Raw genomic sequence first — 17,594 nt, forward strand, 5'->3', positions numbered from 1 at the left:
TTCAAGGGCAGGCAAATGATAGGTTATCCACAGCGGCTGTCAGGCCTGGCCGAGCCAGTCGCGGTCGGTGAGGAAGTAGTCGGTCAGGCGCGCTTCTTCGCTACCCGGCGCCGCCTTCCAGTCGTAGCCCCAGCGCACTTGCGGCGGCAGCGACATCAGGATCGACTCGGTACGGCCCCCCGACTGCAGGCCGAACAGGGTGCCACGGTCGTACACCAGGTTGAACTCCACGTAGCGGCCGCGGCGGAACTCCTGGAATTCGCGCTGCTGCTGGGTGTAGACCATGGCTTTGCGGCGCTGCACGATGGGCAGGTAGGCCTCAAGGTAGGCATCGCCGATGGCCCGCATGAAGGCGAAGCTGGTGTCGAAGTCCCATTCGTTCAGGTCGTCGAAGAACAGGCCGCCCACGCCGCGCGGTTCGTTGCGGTGCTTGATGTGGAAATAGCGGTCGCACCACGCCTTGTAGCGCGGGTACACGTCTTCGCCGAACGGCGCACAAGCGCGCTCCGCCACGCGGTGCCAGTGAATGCAGTCGTCTTCGTTGGCGTAGTAGGGCGTCAGGTCGAAGCCGCCACCGAACCACCACACCGCTTCCTCACCTTCCTTCTCGGCAATGAAGAAACGCACGTTGGCGTGGGAAGTCGGCACGTGGGGGTTGTGCGGGTGGATCACCAGCGACACGCCCAGGGCTTCGAAGCCACGGCCCGCCAGCTCCGGGCGGTGGGCGCTGGCCGACGGCGGCAGGCCACTGCCGAAGACGTGGGAAAAGTTGACCCCGCCTTTCTCGATCACCGTGCCGTTCTCGATCACCCGGGTGCGGCCGCCGCCACCGGCGGCGCGGCTCCAGGCGTCCTCGACAAAACGGGCGCCACCGTCTTCAGTTTCAAGGGCGCTGCAGATCCGCTCTTGCAGGTCGAGCAGGTAGGCTTTTACGGCTTCGGTGCGGGTAGTCATGGCATCACCTTGTAACGGGCAAAGGCCGGGCAGCGCTGGGGATTACCGCCGCCCGAGAGCAAATTCGGCGCATAGCATAGCACCCGCGGCCCGCTTTGAGCGGTTGACGGCGCGGTTACAAAGGCGTCCGATAGGGGCTTTCCATGCCTGTTTCAGGAGATTGCAGATGGCCAAACGTATTCAGTTCAGCACTAACGGTGGTCCGGAAGTCCTCGAATTCGTCGACTTCCAGCCAGCCGAGCCGGGCCCGCAGGAAGTTCGGGTACGCAACAAGGCCATCGGCCTGAACTACATCGACACCTACTACCGCAGCGGCCTGTACCCGGTGCCGTCCCTGCCGTCCGGGCAGGGCACCGAAGGCGCGGGCGTGGTAGAGGCGGTGGGCAGCGAAGTCACCTCGGTAAAGGTAGGTGACCGCGTGGCCTACGCCGGCGGCCCGCTGGGCGCCTACAGCGAAGTGCACACCCTGCCGGCCGCCGTGCTGGTGAAGCTGCCCGAGGCCATCAGCTTCGAGCAGGCCGCGGCGGTGATGCTCAAGGGCCTGACCGTGCAGTACCTGTTCCGCCAGACCTACGAACTGAAACGCGACGAAACCATTCTGTTCCATGCCGCCGCCGGTGGTGTGGGCTCCCTGGCATGCCAGTGGGCAAAAGCCATCGGCGCCAAGCTGATCGGCACCGTCAGTTCGCCGGAAAAGGCAGCGCGTGCCAAGACCCTGGGCGCCTGGGAAACCATCGACTACAGCCGCGAAGACGTGACCAAGCGTGTGCACGAGCTGACTGGCGGCAAGAAATGCCAGGTGGTGTATGACGGCGTCGGCAAGGACACCTGGGAAACCTCGCTGGACTGCGTAGAGCCGCGCGGGCTGGTGGTCAGCTTCGGCAACGCTTCGGGCGCGGTCAGCGGCGTGAACCTGGGTATCCTGGCGTCCAAGGGTTCGCTGTACGTGACCCGTCCCACCCTGGGTACCTACGCCACCGCCGGCACCCTGCAGGCCATGGCCGACGAGCTGTTCGGGATGATCACCAGCGGCAAGCTGGACGTGGAGATCAGCCAGCGCTACCCGCTGGCCGACGCGGCCAAGGCGCAGACCGAGCTGTCGGCGCGCCGCACCATGGGCTCGACCATTCTGCTGCCGTAACACCACCCTCACCGTAGCAGCGGCCGCAGGCCGCGCCCCAGGCACCGTGTTGGTCCTGACGCGGCCTGCGGCCGCTGCTACGACGGAGGTTTTGCGCCCGCCCTCAAGGGCGAATCACGTCACCGGTAATCAGGTCGCGAATCACGCTGGGGTTCTTGCGCCCACCCAGCTCACCGTTCAGCACCAGGTCCACCTGGCCACGGAAATACTGCTCGATGCGCAGGCGGTTCATGGCCGGCGGCCGGCCAGTGGGGTTGGCGGAGGTGGACACGATAGGCCCCACCAGCGAACACAGCTCACGCACCAACGGGTGGTCGCTGACACGTATTGCCACGCTGGTGTGCTTGCCGGTGATCCACTCGGGCAGCAGGCCCTGGTGCGGCACCAGCCAGGTGTTGGGGCCTGGCCAGGTGCTGGCCATGCGGTCCAGCCAGATTTCGGGGAAATCCTCGAAAAGGAAATCGAACTGACGGATGTTGTCCGCCACCAGAATCAGGCCTTTATCCACAGGCCGTGACTTGATCGCCAGCAACCGATAGACCGCTTCCGCGTCCCACGGATTACAGCCCAGACCCCAAACCGCTTCGGTTGGATAGGCAATGACCGCGCCCGCCTTCACTTCGCGCGCAGCTTGTTGCACACGCCAACTGCTCACCATCACTGTTACTCCGCTTGAATGCTGTGAGCAGTGTACTTAGCTGGAGCGCGCAAACCAACGCCCGGCCTCGTTGACCACGCGCCCCTCAAGCTCAAGCTCGGTAAGCGCCTGCAACAGCTTGGGCAGCGGCCACCGGCTGGAACGCATCAGCGCCTCGCTGCTTTGCGGCGCCGCATGCAGCAGCGCCAGCAAAGGGTGGTCCACCAATGGCGCTGGCAACGCCACCCGCTGCCAGCCGCGCAAGGGTTCCAGAATGTGCTCCACGGTCTCCACCAACTGCGCGCCATCGCGGATCAGCTGGTGGCAGCCCTTGGCGCCCGGGTGGTGAATGGAGCCGGGAATGGCGTACACCTCGCGCCCCTGCTCGTTGGCCAGGCGTGCGGTAATCAGCGAACCGCTGGCAAGGCTGGCCTCCACCACCAGCACGCCCAGGGACAAGCCGCTGATGATGCGGTTGCGCCGGGGGAAGTTGGCAGGGATGGGTTCGGCGTCCAGCGGAAACTCGGAAACCACCGCGCTGCCCGACGCAGCCATCTGCGCGGCGAGTGCCCTGTGGCGCTGTGGATAAAGTTTTTCGATACCTGTGCCCAGCACGCCGATTGTCTGCCCGCCAACGTCCAGGGCAGCCTGGTGCGCAGCGCCATCCACCCCGGCAGCAAGGCCGCTGGTGATGACGAAACCCGCCTTGGCCAAGCTGCGGGAGAAGGCTGCGGCAGTGTCCAGGCCAGGGCGCGACGCCCGGCGGCTACCGACGATGGCCAGCTGCGGTTTTTCCAGAATGGTGGGGTCGCCGGCAATGAACAGCAGCGGCGGTGCAGCGCTGGTTTCAGCCAGCAGGGCAGGGTAGCCAGGGTCGTCCCACATCAGCAAATGCTGGCCCGGGCGCTCTAGCCAGGCCATTGCAGCCTTGCCACCGGCTTTAACCGCAGGGCTGTCGCGGGCCTCGCAGGCGGCCGCGGTCATGCCTATCGCGCGCCAGGCCGACAGCGGTGCCCGCAGCGCCTCGGCCGCCGAACCGAAGGCTTCAAACAACTGCTGAAAGCGTTTTGGCCCGGTGTCGGTCAGGCGATGGAGACGCAGGCGCGCCTCCAGTTCATCCATGGGAAGTGCAGCATTGGCAAAGAGCGGCATCTGATCATCCTTGATTCAGGCCCCTGTACAGCGGCAGGCAAAAGCTGTGGATAACTCTGTTGGTAACTGTTTGACAACTTTCCCGACGGGCTAGGGATTCTTCACCTTGTCCATCACTGCCAGGGAGCGATTGGCGTTGAGCACTAAACCATAGCTGAGCTTTTCATAAGTGCGGAACACCATCAGCAGGCCAGCGCGCTCATCGGGGATTTTCACCAGTTCGCCGGTCACCCGGTCGCGCACCGTTTCGCCGGTCTTGTAGATGGCGAGAACGTTGCCCTCCTTGAGCCCGTCGCGGTTGCCACGGTCCAGGGTGACCACATCGTACTTGCCAATCTGCGTAACACCCCGTGGCACATCCACGATGGTGCCGCTGACTTCCCGGGCTGGCGCGCTGGGCAGGAAGTTGGAGTTCACCGGCCGCTCCTCGCTGACAAACAGGCGGTCGCCAAGGCGCACTTCCTCGCTGGAGCGCTGCAGGTTGATGGTGGCAATATCGCCCTCGGTGGCCACTACTTCGCCGCCGCCCATGTTGTCGGCGTTCACGCCCAGCTGCTCGTGGGTGACCGGGTCGGTGTAGACCTTGCCCTTGCGGAAAATGCCGTAGGAGGCGTGGGCCGGGTCGAAGGTGCCGCGCGCATAGATGCGGTCACCCATGCCGCTGACTACCCGCTCGCCCTGGCCGGCGACAATGTACGGTGCGCTGTCAAAGGCGTCGCTGCTGTCGAGGATGCGGTTGCTGAGCAGGAAGGCGTTGATCGACTGCAACGGAATGCTGGGGATGGCTTCGGCGACCGGCGTGCTGCGCACCCGTGGCGACAGCTTGATGGTGCCACGCGATGCGCCGCGTTCCAGCAGCAGCTGCGGCTGGCCGTTGACGTAGCTGAGCACCAGCGAGTCGCCGGGGTAGATCAAATCCGGGTTGGCAATTTGCGGGTTGGCGTGCCAGATCTGCGGCCATTGCCACGGCTGGCGCAGGAATTTGGCGGAAATGTCCCAAAGTGTGTCGCCCTGAACCACAGTGTAGCGCTGTGGATAACCGTCCTTGAGCTGCACATCGGCGTTGGCCAGGCCGGCGCACGCCATGAGCAGCAGGGCGAGTAGTGATTTCCTCATGCCGTGAATCCCTTTATTATGTACGTTCACGTGAAACGCAGCCGCTCGCGGCCCATCTCCCTGGGAGAGCGTTTGACAGGCAGACCGCCCCCAAGCACCTTGCGCGGCTGCTACCTTTGACTTTACCTCACAGTGCAGCAAATACGCATATGGCTATTTTAAACATCCTCGAATTTCCAGACTCGCGTCTGCGCACCATCGCCAAGCCAGTGGCCGTGGTGGACGACGAAGTTCGCCAGTTGGTCGATGACATGTTTGAAACCATGTACGAAGCGCCTGGCATCGGGCTGGCCGCCACCCAGGTCAACGTGCACAAGCGCGTGGTGGTCATGGACCTGAGCGAAGACCGCAGCGAGCCCATGGTGTACATCAACCCTGAATTCGAGTCGTTGACCGAAGAAATGGGCCAATACCAGGAAGGCTGCCTGTCGGTACCCGGCTACTACGAGAACGTCGACCGCCCGCAGCGCGTCAAGGTCAAGGCCCTGGACCGCGACGGCAAGCCGTTCGAGCTGATTGCCGAGGGCCTGCTGGCCGTGTGCATCCAGCACGAGTGCGACCACCTCAACGGCAAGCTCTTCGTCGATTACCTGTCTACGCTCAAGCGTGACCGGATCAAGAAGAAGCTGGAAAAAGCCCACCGCCAGCAAGCTTGACCCCTCACATTCCAAAGGCTTGCCACGGCAAGCCTTTTTCTTTTCCAGCGAGTAATCCATGAGCATGCGCATCGTTTTCGCGGGCACGCCCGAATTTGCCGCCGAACACCTCAAGGCCCTGCTGGCCAGCCCTTATGAAGTGGTCGCCGTGTACACCCAACCGGACCGCCCGGCCGGCCGTGGGCAGAAACTGATGCCCAGCCCGGTGAAGCAGCTGGCGCTGGAAAACGGCATTACCGTGCTGCAGCCGCCTACCCTGCGCAACGAAGACGCCCAGGCTGAATTGGCCGCGCTCAAGCCCGACCTGATGGTGGTGGTGGCCTACGGCCTGATCCTGCCGCAGGTGGTGCTGGATATCCCGCGCCTGGGCTGCATAAACAGCCACGCCTCGCTGCTGCCACGCTGGCGCGGTGCCGCGCCGATCCAGCGTGCGGTGCAGGCTGGCGACGCCGAAAGCGGCGTGACCGTGATGCGCATGGAAGCGGGCCTCGACACCGGGCCGATGCTGCTCAAGGTCAGCACCCCGATCAGCGCCGACGACACCGGCGGCAGCCTGCACGACCGGCTGGCGCAGATGGGCCCGCCGGCCGTCATCGAAGCTATCGCAGGCCTTGACGCCGGCACGCTTGAAGGCGAAGTGCAGGACGACAGCCTGGCCACTTATGCACACAAGCTGAACAAGGACGAGGCACGCATTGACTGGAGCCAACCGGCCGAGGTGCTGGAGCGCCTGGTGCGCGCCTTCTTCCCGTGGCCAATCTGCCACAGCACCCTGAACGGCGAAGCCGTGAAGGTGCTGGCCGCGCAGGTCAGCCCGGAGCAGGGCGCACCCGGCACCATCCTGGGCGCCAGCAAGGAAGGCCTGGTAGTGGCCTGTGGCGACCAGGCCCTATGCCTGACCCGCCTGCAGTTCCCCGGCGGCAAGCCGCTGAGCTTCAGTGACCTGTTCAACAGCCGCCGCGAGAAATTCGCCGTCGGCGCGGTGCTGGGCCAATGAACCCGCGTCTCGCCGCCGCCCGCGCCCTGGCCGCCGTTCTCAGCGGCAAGGCCTCGCTGAACAGCTCGTTGCCGCTGCAACTGGACAAGGTGGAAGCCCGCGACCGCGGCTTCACCCAGGACCTGGCGTTCGGTACGGCACGCTGGCAGCCACGGCTGTCGGCGCTGGCTGAAAAGCTGCTGCAGAAACCCTTCAAGGCCGCCGACGCCGACGTCGAAGCGCTGATGCTGGTTGGCCTGTACCAGCTGTTCTACAGCCGCGTGCCAGCCCACGCCGCCATCGGCGAAACCGTGGGCTGCGCCGACAAGCTCAAGAAGCCCTGGGCCAAGGCGCTGCTCAACGCCGTGCTGCGCCGTGCCCAGCGCGAAGGCAACGACCTGCTGGCCGAGATGGAACGTGACCCGGTGGTACGCACCGCGCACCCACGCTGGCTGCAGAAGTCGCTGAAAGCCTTCTGGCCCGAGCAATGGGAAGCCATCTGCGCCGCCAACAACGCCCACCCGCCAATGATTCTGCGGGTAAACCGCCGCCACCACAGCCGCGACGCCTACCTGGCGCTGCTGGAACAGGCTGAGGTCGGCGCCAGCGCTTGCCAGTTCAGCCGCGACGGTATCGTGCTGGAGCAGGCCTGCGACGTACGCGACCTGCCAGGCTTCGCCGACGGTTGGATCAGCGTGCAGGACGAGGCCGCGCAACTGGCCGCCGACCTGCTTGACCTGGCCCCCGGCCAACGCGTGCTGGACGCCTGCTGCGCCCCCGGTGGCAAGACCTGCCACCTGCTGGAAGCCGAGCCTGCGCTGAAAGGCGTGGTAGCCATTGACCTGGAAGCCAAGCGCCTGGTGCGCGTGCGCGAAAACCTCGACCGCCTGGGCCTCGACGCCCAGCTGATCGCCTGTGATGCGCGCGACACCGGCCAATGGTGGGACAAGCAGAGCTTCAACCGCATCCTGCTCGACGCGCCATGCTCGGCCACCGGCGTTATCCGCCGCCACCCGGACATCAAGCTGACCCGCCAGCCCGACGATATCCAGGCCCTGGCCACGCTGCAAGGCGAGCTGCTGGACGCGCTGTGGCCAACCCTGGAAGTGGGCGGCGTGCTGCTGTACGCCACCTGCTCGACGCTGCCCACGGAAAACACCAAGGTGATCGAAGCCTTCCTGGCGCGCACCCCTGGCGCCCGCGAGCTGGACCTGGCCACCACGGCCGGCATCAAGCAGCCCCACGGCCGCCAGTTGCTGGCGCAGGAAGGCGGCCACGACGGCTTCTACTATGCCAAGCTGATCAAGATCGCCGCCCAGCGCGCGAACTGACAGGAGTAGCGGATGAAGATCATCATCCTGGGTGCCGGCCAGGTTGGCGGCACCCTGGCCGAGCACCTGGCCGGCGAGGCCAACGACATCACCGTGGTGGACACCGACGGCGAGCGCCTGCGCAGCCTGGGCGACCGCCTGGACATCCGTACGGTGCAAGGCCACGCCTCGTTCCCCACGGTGCTGCTGAAGGCCGGCGCCGAAGACGCCGACATGCTGGTGGCGGTGACCAACAGCGACGAGACCAACATGGTCGCGTGCCAGGTCGCCCACACCCTGTTCCACACCCCCACCAAGATCGCCCGGGTGCGCGCGGCGGCCTACCTGACCCGCGACGCGCTGTTCGCCAACGAAGCCATTCCGGTGGACGTGCTGATCAGCCCGGAACAGGTGGTCACCCACTACATCAAGCGCCTGATCGAGATTCCCGGTGCCCTGCAGGTGATCGACTTCGCCGACGGCAAGGCGCAACTGGTGGCGGTGAAAGCCTTCTACGGTGGCCCGCTGGTGGGCCAGCAGCTGCGCCAGATCCGCGAGCACATGCCCAACGTCGAGACCCGCGTGGCGGCCATCTTCCGCCGCGACCGGGCCATCCTGCCGCGTGGCGACACCGTGGTGGAGGCCGATGACGAGGTGTTCTTCATCGCCGCCCGCGAGGACATTCGCGCGGTAATGGGCGAGCTGCGCGGCGTGGACGAGAGCAACAAGCGCGTGGTGATCGCCGGCGGCGGGCAGATTGGCGAGCGGCTGGCCGAGGCGATTGAAAGCCGCTACCAGGTGAAAATCATCGAGATGAGCCCGGCGCGCTGCCGGCACCTGTCCGACACCCTCAACAGCACGGTCATCCTGCAGGGCAGCGCCTCGGACCGCGACCTGATGGTGGAAGAGAACATCGCCCAGGCCGACATTTTCCTGGCCCTGACCAACGACGACGAGGCCAACATCATGTCGTCGCTGCTGGCCAAGCGCCTCGGCGCGCGCAAGGTGATGACCCTCATCAACAACCCGGCCTACGTCGACCTGGTACAGGGCGGCGAAATCGACATCGCCATCAGCCCGCAGCTCGCTACCATCGGCACCCTGCTGGCCCACGTGCGCCGCGGCGATATTGTCAGCGTGCACTCCCTGCGCCGTGGCGCGGCCGAGGCTATCGAGGCCGTGGCCCATGGCGACGCCAAGTCGAGCAAGGTGGTGGGCCGGGCCATCGAGAACATCGCGCTGCCGTCCGGCACCACCATCGGCGCCATCATTCGCGACGAGCAGGTGATCATCGCCCGCGGCACCACGGTGATCGAGGCAGGCGACCACGTGATCCTGTTCGTTGTGGATAAAAAGTACATTCGTGACGTGGAGAAGCTGTTCCACGTGGGCTTGAGTTTCTTCTAGAAGGATTGTCGCGTGCTGGAATCACTGGAGAAGATGCTGGCCAAGGGTGTGGATAACTCGCTGCTGCGCTTCGGCCTGGGCAAGGGTTACCTGGATTTGGGCGAACATGCCAGGGCGGCGGAGCACCTGGCCCGTTGCGTGGAACTGGACCCCAAGTATTCGGCGGCATGGAAGCTGCTGGGCAAGGCACTGCAGGGGCAGGGCGACGTGGCCGGCGCACGGGCGGCCTGGCAGCAGGGCATCACCGCGGCGCAGGCCCATGGCGACAAGCAGGCCGAGAAAGAAATGACGGTGTTCCTGAAAAAGCTGGATCGCATGGCGCCGTGACGGACGCGGCCTGGCGGCAGCTGCTACGCGGTCGGGGCACACCGCCACCGCGTAGCAGCTGCCGAAGGCTGCGTCCCGAACGCAAATCTCAGTACCAGCGAGCCTCGCCAGCAGGGCGCTTCTTGAAGCGCTTCATGCTCCACATGTACTGGCTCGGGTAAGCCCGCACATACTTGGCAATCACTTCGCTCATCGCCGCTACCGAAGTCTCGGTGTCGGTGCTGTACATCGCTTCAGGCGCCGCTTCCAGAATCACTTTGAAGCCCGAACCATCGGGCAGGCGCAGCGCGTGCAGGAACACGCCCACGGCCTTGCCGCCGGCGAGCATGTTGGGCACGAACTTGCTGGTCAGCGCCTGGGTGCCCAGGAACGGCACGAATACGCCAGCCGATTCTGCCGGCTCCGGGTCGGCGGGAATGCCCACCTGGCCGCCCTTGCGCACTTCCTTGATGACACTGAGGATGCCTTCCTTGGTGGAAGCCGCTACCCGGTTGCCCAGCTGTACGCGCTGCTTCTGCAGCAGTTCATCCACTGCCTTGAGTTTGGGCGGGCGGTAGAAAATGATGGGTTTGCACTGCATGCAGTAGAAGTGGTTCAGCACTTCCCAGTTGCCCAGGTGGCTGGTGATACCGACCACGCCCTTGCCGGACGCCAGCGCCTGTTCCAGCACTTCCAGCCCCTGCACCTCGCGCACCAGCTTCAGCGACTTCTCGGCCGGCCAGATCCAGGCGCAAGCGCTCTCGGTCAGGCTTTTGCCGATGTCCATCATGCTCTGGCCCACCAGGCGCTCGCGCGCGGCGGCGTCCAGTTCGGGGAAACACTTGGCGAGGTTGATGCGCACGATTTCCCGCGACCGGTTCGGCAGCTTCCAGGTCAGCCAGCCAATGGCCGAACCCACGGCCTCGACCGCGCGCCATGGCAGCATCGCAAACAACCGCAGGGCCCCGACCATCAGGGCGCCTTTGAACTTATCCACAGCCCACTCCTTTCTTCAGCGAGGCGCCATTGTAACCGTCAGCGGCACAAAGCGGCGTAGCGATCACAATCCTGGGTGTGGTCCATGACCATGCCCGAGGCCTGCATGAAGGCGTAGCAGATGGTCGGGCCGACGAAGGTGAAGCCGGCTTTCTTCAACGCCTTGCTCATGGCTTCGGCTTCCGGCGTTTGCGTGGGGATGTGGGTACGGTCGGGAAAGTGGTTGATTTTCGGCTTGCCACCGACGAACGACCACAGCAGCGCCACCGGGTCCGGAAGCTTCAGCCAGGCCTGCGCGTTCTGCCGCGCGGCCTTGATTTTCAGGCGGTTGCGGATAATGCCGGGGTCGAGCATGCGCGCCTCGACTTCCTCATCGGTCATGCGCGCCAGCCGCTGCGGGTCGAAGCCGAACATCACCTGGCGGTAGTGCTCGCGCTTCTTCAGCACGGTGATCCACGACAGGCCGGCCTGGCAGCCTTCCAGCAGCAGCAATTCGAACAGACGACCGGGGTCACGCAGCTCAACCCCCCATTCTTCGTCGTGATAAGCCTGGTAGATCGGCTCTTGCGAGCACCAAAAGCAGCGTGGCATAAGGCTCCAAGGGTAGAGGTCAGGGCGAATCGGGGTATACTCCCGCTCTTTATATTCGCAGCCCTAGAAACAGGTGAATTTCGTGAGCCAGCCTACGCCAGCCGTGCGTACCTTCCAAGACTTGATCCTCGCGCTCCAGCAATACTGGGCCGAGCAAGGTTGTGTGGTGCTTCAGCCCTACGATATGGAAGTAGGCGCCGGCACTTTCCATACCGCCACGTTCCTGCGCGCCGTCGGCCCGGAAACCTGGAACGCTGCCTACGTGCAGCCAAGCCGTCGTCCTGGTGACGGCCGCTACGGTGAAAACCCCAACCGCCTGCAGCACTACTACCAGTTCCAGGTGGTTCTGAAGCCGAACCCGGAGAACTTCCAGGAGCTGTACCTGGGCTCGCTGAAGCACATCGGCCTGGACCCGCTGGTCCACGATATCCGCTTCGTCGAAGACAACTGGGAATCGCCGACCCTGGGCGCATGGGGCCTGGGCTGGGAAATCTGGCTGAACGGCATGGAAGTCACCCAGTTCACCTACTTCCAGCAGGTAGGCGGCATCGAGTGCTACCCGGTCACCGGCGAAATCACCTACGGCCTGGAACGCCTGGCCATGTACCTGCAGGGCGTGGACTCGGTGTATGACCTGGTGTGGACCGACGGCCCGTTCGGCAAGGTCACCTATGGCGACGTGTTCCACCAGAACGAGGTGGAGCAGTCCACCTACAACTTCGAACACGCCAACGTCGAGAAGCTGTTCGAACTGTTCGACTTCTACGAAAGCGAAGCCAACCGCCTGATCGAGCTGGAGCTGCCGCTGCCGACCTACGAAATGGTCCTGAAAGCGTCGCACACCTTCAACCTGCTCGATGCCCGCCGCGCGATCTCGGTCACCGCCCGCCAGCAGTACATCCTGCGCGTGCGCACCCTGGCCCGCGCCGTGGCGCAAAGCTACCTGCAAGCCCGCGCCAAGCTGGGCTTCCCCATGGCGTCCCCTGATCTGCGTGATGAAGTGTTGGCTAAGCTGGAGGCTGCACAATGAGTGCTCAAGATTTCCTGGTTGAACTGGGCACCGAAGAGCTGCCACCCAAGGCCCTGAACACCCTGGGCGACGCTTTCCTGGGCGGTATCGAGAAAGGCCTGCAGGCCGCCGGCCTGAACTTCACCGCCAAGAAGGTCTACGCCGCGCCGCGCCGCCTGGCCGTGCTGATCAGCGGCCTGGACACCCAGCAGCCCGATCGCAGCATCAACCTTGACGGCCCGCCACGCCAGGCTGCCTTCGACGCCGAAGGCAACCCTACCCAGGCAGCCCTGGGCTTCGCCAAGAAGTGCGGCGTAGACCTGGCCGAAATCGACCAGAGCGGCCCGAAGCTGCGTTTCAGCCAGCGCATCGTCGGCAAGCCGACCGCCTCGCTGCTGCCAACCATCGTCGAAGACTCGCTCAACGACCTGCCCATTCCCAAGCGCATGCGCTGGGGTGCCCGCAAGGTCGAGTTCGTGCGTCCGACCCAATGGCTGGTGATGCTGCTGGGCGACCAGGTGGTGGATTGCACCATCCTGGCCCAGAAAGCCGGCCGTGAATCGCGCGGTCACCGCTTCCACCACCCGGAAAACGTGCGCATCAGCGCCCCGGCCAACTACGCCGAAGACCTGCGCAAGGCCTACGTGCTGGCCGACGCCGGTGAGCGTCGCGACATCATCAGCAAGCGCACCGCGGAACTGGCGATGCAGCAGGAAGGCACCGCCATCGTGCCACCGGCCTTGCTGGACGAAGTAACCGCCCTGGTCGAATGGCCAGTGCCGCTGGTGTGCTCGTTCGAAGAGCGTTTCCTGGAAGTGCCCCAGGAAGCCTTGATCACCACCATGCAGGACAACCAGAAGTACTTCTGCCTGCTGGACGTGGACGGCAAGCTGCTGCCGCGCTTCATCACCGTGGCGAACGTCGAGAGCAAGGACCCGAGCCAGATCGTGCTGGGCAACGAGAAAGTCGTGCGCCCACGCCTGACCGACGCCGAGTTCTTCTTCAAGCAGGACAAGAAGCAGCCGTTGGAAAGCTTCAACGAACGCCTCAAGAACGTGGTGTTCCAGGCCCAACTGGGCAGCGTCTACGACAAGGCCGTGCGGGTTTCCAAGCTGGCTGCGTTCATCGCCCCGCTGATCGGCGGCGACGCCCAGCGCGCTGCCCGTGCCGGCCTGCTGTCCAAGTGCGACCTGGCCACCGAGATGGTCGGTGAGTTCCCCGAAATGCAAGGCGTGGCCGGTTACTACTACGCCCTGAACGACGGTGAGCCGGACGACGTCGCCCTGGCCCTGAACGAGCAGTACATGCCGCGTGGCGCCGGCGCCGAGCTGCCGAGCACCCTTACCGGTGCCGCCGTGGCCATTGCCGACAAGCTGGACACCCTGGTCGGCATCTTCGGCATCGGCATGCTGCCAACCGGCAGCAAAGACCCGTATGCCCTGCGCCGTGCCGCACTGGGCGTGCTGCGTATCCTGATCGAGAAGCAGCTGGACCTGGACCTGGACAAGGCCGTGGCCTTCGCCGTGTCTGCGTTCGGTGCCAACGTCAAGGCCGCCGGCCTGGCCGGCCAGGTGCTGGAATTCATCTTCGACCGCCTGCGTGCGCGTTACGAAGACGAAGGCACCGATGTCGCCACCTACCTGTCGGTACGTGCCCTGAACCCAGGTTCGGCACTGGACTTCGACCAGCGCGTGCAGGCCGTCCAGGCTTTCCGCAAGCTGCCGGAAGCCGCTGCCCTGGCCGCGGTGAACAAGCGCGTGTCGAACCTGCTGAGCAAGGCCGAAGGCTCGATTGCCACTACCGTGGAGCCGAAGTACTTCGACAACGCCAACGAGTTCTCGCTGTACTCGGCCATCCAGCAGGCCGACCAGGCCGTGCACCCGATGGCAGCTGCCCGCCAGTACAACGAAGCACTCACCCGCCTGGCCGCCCTGCGCGAGCCGGTGGACGCGTTCTTCGAAGCGGTGATGGTCAACGCCGAAGACCCCAAGGTACGCGCCAACCGCTACGCCTTGCTGTCGCGCCTGCGTGGGCTGTTCCTGGGCGTTGCCGACATTTCGCTGCTGGGGTAAGCCTTGAAGCTGGTGATACTGGACCGCGACGGAGTCATCAATGAAGACTCCGACGCCTACATCAAGTCGGTGCAGGAATGGATTCCCATTCCTGGGTCCATCGACGCCATCGCGCAGCTGAGCAAGGCCGGCTGGACGGTTGCCGTGGCAACCAACCAGTCGGGCATTGCCCGCGGTTACTACGACCTGGCCACCCTCGATGCCATGCATGCGCGCCTGCGCACGCTGGTGGCAGAGCAGGGTGGCGAAGTCGGGTTGATCGTCTATTGTCCCCATGGCCCGGACGAGGGTTGCGCCTGCCGCAAGCCGCGGCCGGGCATGCTGCAGACCATCGCCGCGCACTACCAGGCTGACCTGGCCGGTGTGTGGTTCGTGGGTGACAGCAAGGGTGACCTGGAAGCTGCGTTGGCCGTCGACTCTCAACCTGTTCTGGTGAAAACCGGAAAAGGTTGCAGGACCCTGGACAAGGGCTTGCCCGAGGGGACGCTGATTTTCGATGATCTGGCTGCTGTAGCCAGAGCACTTATCCACACCTAGGGCGCCTTTGAATCCCTGAACACTACCGCGCCGCCCTGGCGGCGCGGCATGCTTGGGTCGATTCGAAAGGTGCGCTTCTAACAGGCGGGTTCGCCCGCAACGGTACAAGCCGCTATGTCGACACTGCAGGCGATCCGAATTTTCGTCTTCTACTTGCTGTTGGGCACCAGCTCGCTCTTGTGGTGCACCCTGAGCTTCTTTGTTGCTCCCTTTCTCAAGTTTCCGGCCCGTTACCGTTTCATTAACGTGTACTGGTGCCGATGCGCGTTGTTCCTGACCCGTACCATCCTCAACATCCAGGTGAAAGTCACCGGTGCCGAGCATGTACCCGCCCAGCGCTGCGTTATCGTTTCCAACCACCAGAGCACATGGGAAACCTTTTTCCTCTCTGCCTATTTCCAGCCCTTGAGCCAGGTGCTCAAGCGCGAACTGCTGTACGTGCCGTTCTTCGGCTGGGCGATGGCCATGCTGCGGCCTATCGCCATTGACCGCGACAACCCCAAGGCAGCCCTGAAAGTGGTGGCCGCGAAAGGCGACGAACTGCTGAAGGACAATGTCTGGGTACTGATTTTCCCGGAAGGCACCCGCGTGCCGTTCGGCAAGATCGGCAAATTCTCGCGCAGTGGCTCAGCGTTGGCGGTGAACGCCGAGCTGCCGGTGCTGCCTATCGCCCACAACGCCGGCAAGTTCTGGCCGAAGGAAGGCTGGGGCAAGCGCGCCGGCACCATCGAGGTGGTAATCGGTGAGCCGATGTACGCCAACGGTACCGGCCCACGGGCCATCGCCGAGCTCAACGACCGCGTGGCTGCGTGGAACGAAGCCACTCAGCGAGCCCTGGGTTCGCTGCCGGAAAATCCGCAAGTCGAGGACACGCCGGCGGTCGGCTGATCTGTGGATAACTTGTGTACAGTATTTGGATCTTTTCCAAAAAAACGTCGTAAGTAGCTAATTTAAAAGCTTATTTCTGCTCGCGATGACGCGATGTAAAACGTGCATAAGTTTTTCGAAGCATAAAAAAACCGGCCTTGATCGCCGGTTTTTTTATGCCTGTGATTAGCCAGGTTTACACCTTGTCCAGGTCGACGCCGCGAGTCTCCTTGAGGCAGAACAGACCCACCACCAGGCTTACCCCCGTCACCACTACCGGGTACCACAGCCCGTAGAAGATATCCCCGGTGTACACCACCAGTGCGAACGACACCGTGGGCAGGAAACCGCCAAACCAGCCGTTGCCGATGTGGTAGGGCAGCGACAGCGAGGTGTAGCGAATACGCGTGGGGAACAGTTCGACCATCACCGCCGCCAGTGGCCCGTAGGTCATGGTGGCGATGAGGATCATGGCCACGATCAACAGCACCACCATGGGCTGGTTCACCAGGCTTGGGTCGGCCTTGGCCGGGTAGCCCGCCGCCGTCACCGCCGCGCGCAGGGCAGCCTCGTCGTAGCCGTCTATACGCTTGTCGCCAATGGTGACCACCACCGGGTTGGCCGCGTCAGCGGGTGCCGAGGCGTAGGGCAGGCCCTGCTTCACCAGGAAGGTCTTGACCTTGTCGCAGGGGCTGTCGAAACGCGCCTTGCCCACCGGGTCGAACTGGAAGGTGCAGCCAGACGGATCGGCCATCACGGTTATCGGCGCCTGGCGGCTGGCCTGGTCGATCTGCGGGTTGGCGTAGTGGCTCAGCGCCTTGAACAGCGGGAAGTAGAGGACGGTGGCCAGCAGCAGGCCCGTCATCAGGATGGGCTTGCGGCCAATGCGGTCCGACAGCCAGCCGCAGATGACGAAGAACGGCGCCCCGATGATCACGCTGATGATCAGCAGGCTGTTGGCCTGGGTGGGGTCCATTTTGAGCATCTGGGTCATGAAGAACAGCACGTAGAACTGCGCGCAATAGAAGGTCACCGCCTGGCCGGCGTTGATGCTGAACAGGGCAATCAACACGATCTTGAGGTTCTGCCAGGAACCGAACGACTCCTTGATCGGCGATTTGCTGGTCTTGCCCTCGGCTTTCATCCGCGAAAAGGTCGGCGATTCATGCAGGCTCATGCGAATCCAGGTGGACACGCCCAACAGCACGATCGACAGCAGGAAGGGCAGGCGCCAGCCCCAGGTTTCGAACGCATCGCCGGTCATGTAGCGGCACGCCAGCACCACCAGCAACGACAGCAGCAGGCCCAGGGTGGCGGTGGATTGAATCCAGCCGGTGTGCATGCCGCGTTTGCCGGCAGGTGCGTGCTCGGCCACGTAGGTGGCAGCGCCGCCGTATTCACCGCCCAGCGCCAGGCCCTGAAGCATGCGCAGGCATACCAGGATGATCGGCGCGGCGATGCCGATGCTGCTGTAGGTGGGCAGCAACCCCACCGCGAAGGTGGACAGCCCCATCAGCACGATGGTCATCAGGAAGGTGTACTTGCGCCCGATCATGTCGCCCAGGCGGCCGAACACCAACGCCCCGAACGGACGCACCAGGAAGCCTGCAGCGAATGCCATCAACGCGAAGATGAATGCCGTGGTCTCGTTGACCCCGGCGAAGAACTGTTTGCTGATGACCGCCGCCAGGGCGCCGTAGAGGAAAAAGTCGTACCACTCGAAAACGGTCCCGAGGGACGAGGCGAAGATGATTTTCCGGTCTTCCCGGGCCGCGACAGGCGCAACCCCCGCGCTGTGATCCTGGATGTAGTCCGCCATGTGTCTTGTCCTTCCAGCCCTGAGGGCACAGTGATTATTGTTGTTGTC

General features: G+C 64.2%; 17 protein-coding genes. 10 read left to right on the forward strand and 7 right to left on the reverse strand.

Annotation, left to right across the window (positions count from 1 at the left end; translation table 11 throughout):
* Positions 1-39 precede the first annotated feature (39 nt).
* Positions 40-954 (reverse strand): oxygen-dependent coproporphyrinogen oxidase, encoded by a 915-nt coding sequence (hemF, locus tag AC0SZ7_RS00490; protein WP_475502498.1) that lies wholly within the window; start codon positions 952-954, stop codon positions 40-42.
* 166 nt (positions 955-1,120) lie between these two features.
* On the opposite strand from hemF, the gene AC0SZ7_RS00495 reads away from it, so the two are divergent.
* On the forward strand, positions 1,121-2,095 hold the full coding sequence (locus tag AC0SZ7_RS00495; RefSeq protein WP_475502499.1) for an NADPH:quinone reductase: 975 nt from the start codon (positions 1,121-1,123) through the stop codon (positions 2,093-2,095).
* A gap of 103 nt (positions 2,096-2,198) precedes the next feature.
* Here AC0SZ7_RS00495 and tsaC read toward each other — a convergent pair whose 3' ends face one another.
* The 3 genes from tsaC to AC0SZ7_RS00510 form a co-directional block, all read right to left on the reverse strand.
* A complete protein-coding gene (tsaC, locus tag AC0SZ7_RS00500) occupies positions 2,199-2,753 on the reverse strand; it encodes an L-threonylcarbamoyladenylate synthase type 1 TsaC (protein ID WP_475502500.1) in 555 nt (184 codons plus the stop codon).
* Positions 2,754-2,789: 36 nt separating this feature from the next.
* Positions 2,790-3,884 (reverse strand): DNA-processing protein DprA, encoded by a 1,095-nt coding sequence (dprA, locus tag AC0SZ7_RS00505; protein WP_475502501.1) that lies wholly within the window; start codon positions 3,882-3,884, stop codon positions 2,790-2,792.
* A 90-nt stretch (positions 3,885-3,974) separates the two neighbouring features.
* Positions 3,975-5,000 (reverse strand): LysM peptidoglycan-binding domain-containing protein, encoded by a 1,026-nt coding sequence (locus tag AC0SZ7_RS00510; RefSeq protein ID WP_475502502.1) that lies wholly within the window; start codon positions 4,998-5,000, stop codon positions 3,975-3,977.
* 149 nt (positions 5,001-5,149) lie between these two features.
* Between AC0SZ7_RS00510 and def the strand changes: the two genes are divergently transcribed.
* The 5 genes from def to AC0SZ7_RS00535 are packed head-to-tail and all read left to right on the forward strand — an operon-like array spanning position 5,150 to position 9,676.
* Positions 5,150-5,656, forward strand: coding sequence for a peptide deformylase (gene def, locus AC0SZ7_RS00515; RefSeq protein ID WP_475502503.1), 507 nt, complete (start codon positions 5,150-5,152; stop codon positions 5,654-5,656).
* A 58-nt stretch (positions 5,657-5,714) separates the two neighbouring features.
* Positions 5,715-6,653, forward strand: a complete 939-nt coding sequence (gene fmt / locus AC0SZ7_RS00520; protein WP_475502504.1) for a methionyl-tRNA formyltransferase — start codon at positions 5,715-5,717, stop codon at positions 6,651-6,653.
* Positions 6,650-7,963 (forward strand): 16S rRNA (cytosine(967)-C(5))-methyltransferase RsmB, encoded by a 1,314-nt coding sequence (gene rsmB / locus AC0SZ7_RS00525; protein ID WP_475502505.1) that lies wholly within the window; start codon positions 6,650-6,652, stop codon positions 7,961-7,963. Before fmt ends, rsmB begins: the two co-directional genes overlap by 4 nt.
* 12 nt (positions 7,964-7,975) lie before the next feature.
* Positions 7,976-9,349, forward strand: a complete 1,374-nt coding sequence (gene trkA / locus AC0SZ7_RS00530; RefSeq protein ID WP_475502506.1) for a Trk system potassium transporter TrkA — start codon at positions 7,976-7,978, stop codon at positions 9,347-9,349.
* A 33-nt stretch (positions 9,350-9,382) separates the two neighbouring features.
* The gene (locus tag AC0SZ7_RS00535; RefSeq protein ID WP_475502962.1) at positions 9,383-9,676 is read left to right on the forward strand and encodes a tetratricopeptide repeat protein; all 294 of its coding nucleotides are present in this window, start codon (positions 9,383-9,385) and stop codon (positions 9,674-9,676) included.
* 88 nt (positions 9,677-9,764) lie between these two features.
* On the opposite strand, the gene AC0SZ7_RS00540 is transcribed toward AC0SZ7_RS00535, so the two are convergent.
* Positions 9,765-10,652 carry a lysophospholipid acyltransferase gene (locus AC0SZ7_RS00540; RefSeq protein WP_475502507.1) on the reverse strand — a complete coding sequence of 296 codons (888 nt, stop codon included), beginning with the start codon at positions 10,650-10,652 and terminating at the stop codon, positions 9,765-9,767.
* 38 nt (positions 10,653-10,690) lie between these two features.
* Positions 10,691-11,242: a DNA-3-methyladenine glycosylase I gene (locus AC0SZ7_RS00545; protein WP_475502508.1), complete on the reverse strand. Its 552-nt coding sequence runs from the start codon at positions 11,240-11,242 to the stop codon at positions 10,691-10,693.
* Positions 11,243-11,324: 82 nt separating this feature from the next.
* On the opposite strand from AC0SZ7_RS00545, the gene glyQ reads away from it, so the two are divergent.
* The 4 genes from glyQ to AC0SZ7_RS00565 all read left to right on the forward strand — a co-directional run bounded on the left by glyQ (position 11,325) and on the right by AC0SZ7_RS00565 (position 15,748).
* On the forward strand, positions 11,325-12,272 hold the full coding sequence (gene glyQ, locus AC0SZ7_RS00550) for a glycine--tRNA ligase subunit alpha (RefSeq protein ID WP_008367129.1): 948 nt from the start codon (positions 11,325-11,327) through the stop codon (positions 12,270-12,272).
* Positions 12,269-14,323 (forward strand): glycine--tRNA ligase subunit beta, encoded by a 2,055-nt coding sequence (gene glyS, locus AC0SZ7_RS00555; protein ID WP_475502509.1) that lies wholly within the window; start codon positions 12,269-12,271, stop codon positions 14,321-14,323. Before glyQ ends, glyS begins: the two co-directional genes overlap by 4 nt.
* A 3-nt stretch (positions 14,324-14,326) precedes the next feature.
* Entirely contained in the window at positions 14,327-14,860 is a 534-nt protein-coding gene (gene gmhB / locus AC0SZ7_RS00560) for a D-glycero-beta-D-manno-heptose 1,7-bisphosphate 7-phosphatase (RefSeq protein ID WP_475502510.1), read from the forward strand.
* 114 nt (positions 14,861-14,974) lie between these two features.
* Positions 14,975-15,748: a lysophospholipid acyltransferase family protein gene (locus AC0SZ7_RS00565; RefSeq protein ID WP_475502511.1), complete on the forward strand. Its 774-nt coding sequence runs from the start codon at positions 14,975-14,977 to the stop codon at positions 15,746-15,748.
* A gap of 175 nt (positions 15,749-15,923) precedes the next feature.
* Here the strand turns inward: AC0SZ7_RS00565 and AC0SZ7_RS00570 are convergent, their stop codons facing one another.
* A complete protein-coding gene (locus tag AC0SZ7_RS00570) occupies positions 15,924-17,546 on the reverse strand; it encodes an MFS transporter (RefSeq protein WP_475502512.1) in 1,623 nt (540 codons plus the stop codon).
* Positions 17,547-17,594 lie beyond the last annotated feature (48 nt).

Source organism: Pseudomonas sp. JC1203 (assembly GCF_056175065.1).

Coding starts and splice junctions, on each gene's coding strand:
- hemF (WP_475502498.1), bottom strand. CDS start 954: ATGACTACCCGCACCGAAGCCGTAAAAGCCTACCTGCTCGACCTGCAA.
- AC0SZ7_RS00495 (WP_475502499.1), top strand. CDS start 1,121: ATGGCCAAACGTATTCAGTTCAGCACTAACGGTGGTCCGGAAGTCCTC.
- tsaC (WP_475502500.1), bottom strand. CDS start 2,753: ATGGTGAGCAGTTGGCGTGTGCAACAAGCTGCGCGCGAAGTGAAGGCG.
- dprA (WP_475502501.1), bottom strand. CDS start 3,884: ATGCCGCTCTTTGCCAATGCTGCACTTCCCATGGATGAACTGGAGGCG.
- AC0SZ7_RS00510 (WP_475502502.1), bottom strand. CDS start 5,000: ATGAGGAAATCACTACTCGCCCTGCTGCTCATGGCGTGCGCCGGCCTG.
- def (WP_475502503.1), top strand. CDS start 5,150: ATGGCTATTTTAAACATCCTCGAATTTCCAGACTCGCGTCTGCGCACC.
- fmt (WP_475502504.1), top strand. CDS start 5,715: ATGAGCATGCGCATCGTTTTCGCGGGCACGCCCGAATTTGCCGCCGAA.
- rsmB (WP_475502505.1), top strand. CDS start 6,650: ATGAACCCGCGTCTCGCCGCCGCCCGCGCCCTGGCCGCCGTTCTCAGC.
- trkA (WP_475502506.1), top strand. CDS start 7,976: ATGAAGATCATCATCCTGGGTGCCGGCCAGGTTGGCGGCACCCTGGCC.
- AC0SZ7_RS00535 (WP_475502962.1), top strand. CDS start 9,383: ATGCTGGCCAAGGGTGTGGATAACTCGCTGCTGCGCTTCGGCCTGGGC.
- AC0SZ7_RS00545 (WP_475502508.1), bottom strand. CDS start 11,242: ATGCCACGCTGCTTTTGGTGCTCGCAAGAGCCGATCTACCAGGCTTAT.
- glyS (WP_475502509.1), top strand. CDS start 12,269: ATGAGTGCTCAAGATTTCCTGGTTGAACTGGGCACCGAAGAGCTGCCA.
- AC0SZ7_RS00565 (WP_475502511.1), top strand. CDS start 14,975: ATGTCGACACTGCAGGCGATCCGAATTTTCGTCTTCTACTTGCTGTTG.
- AC0SZ7_RS00570 (WP_475502512.1), bottom strand. CDS start 17,546: ATGGCGGACTACATCCAGGATCACAGCGCGGGGGTTGCGCCTGTCGCG.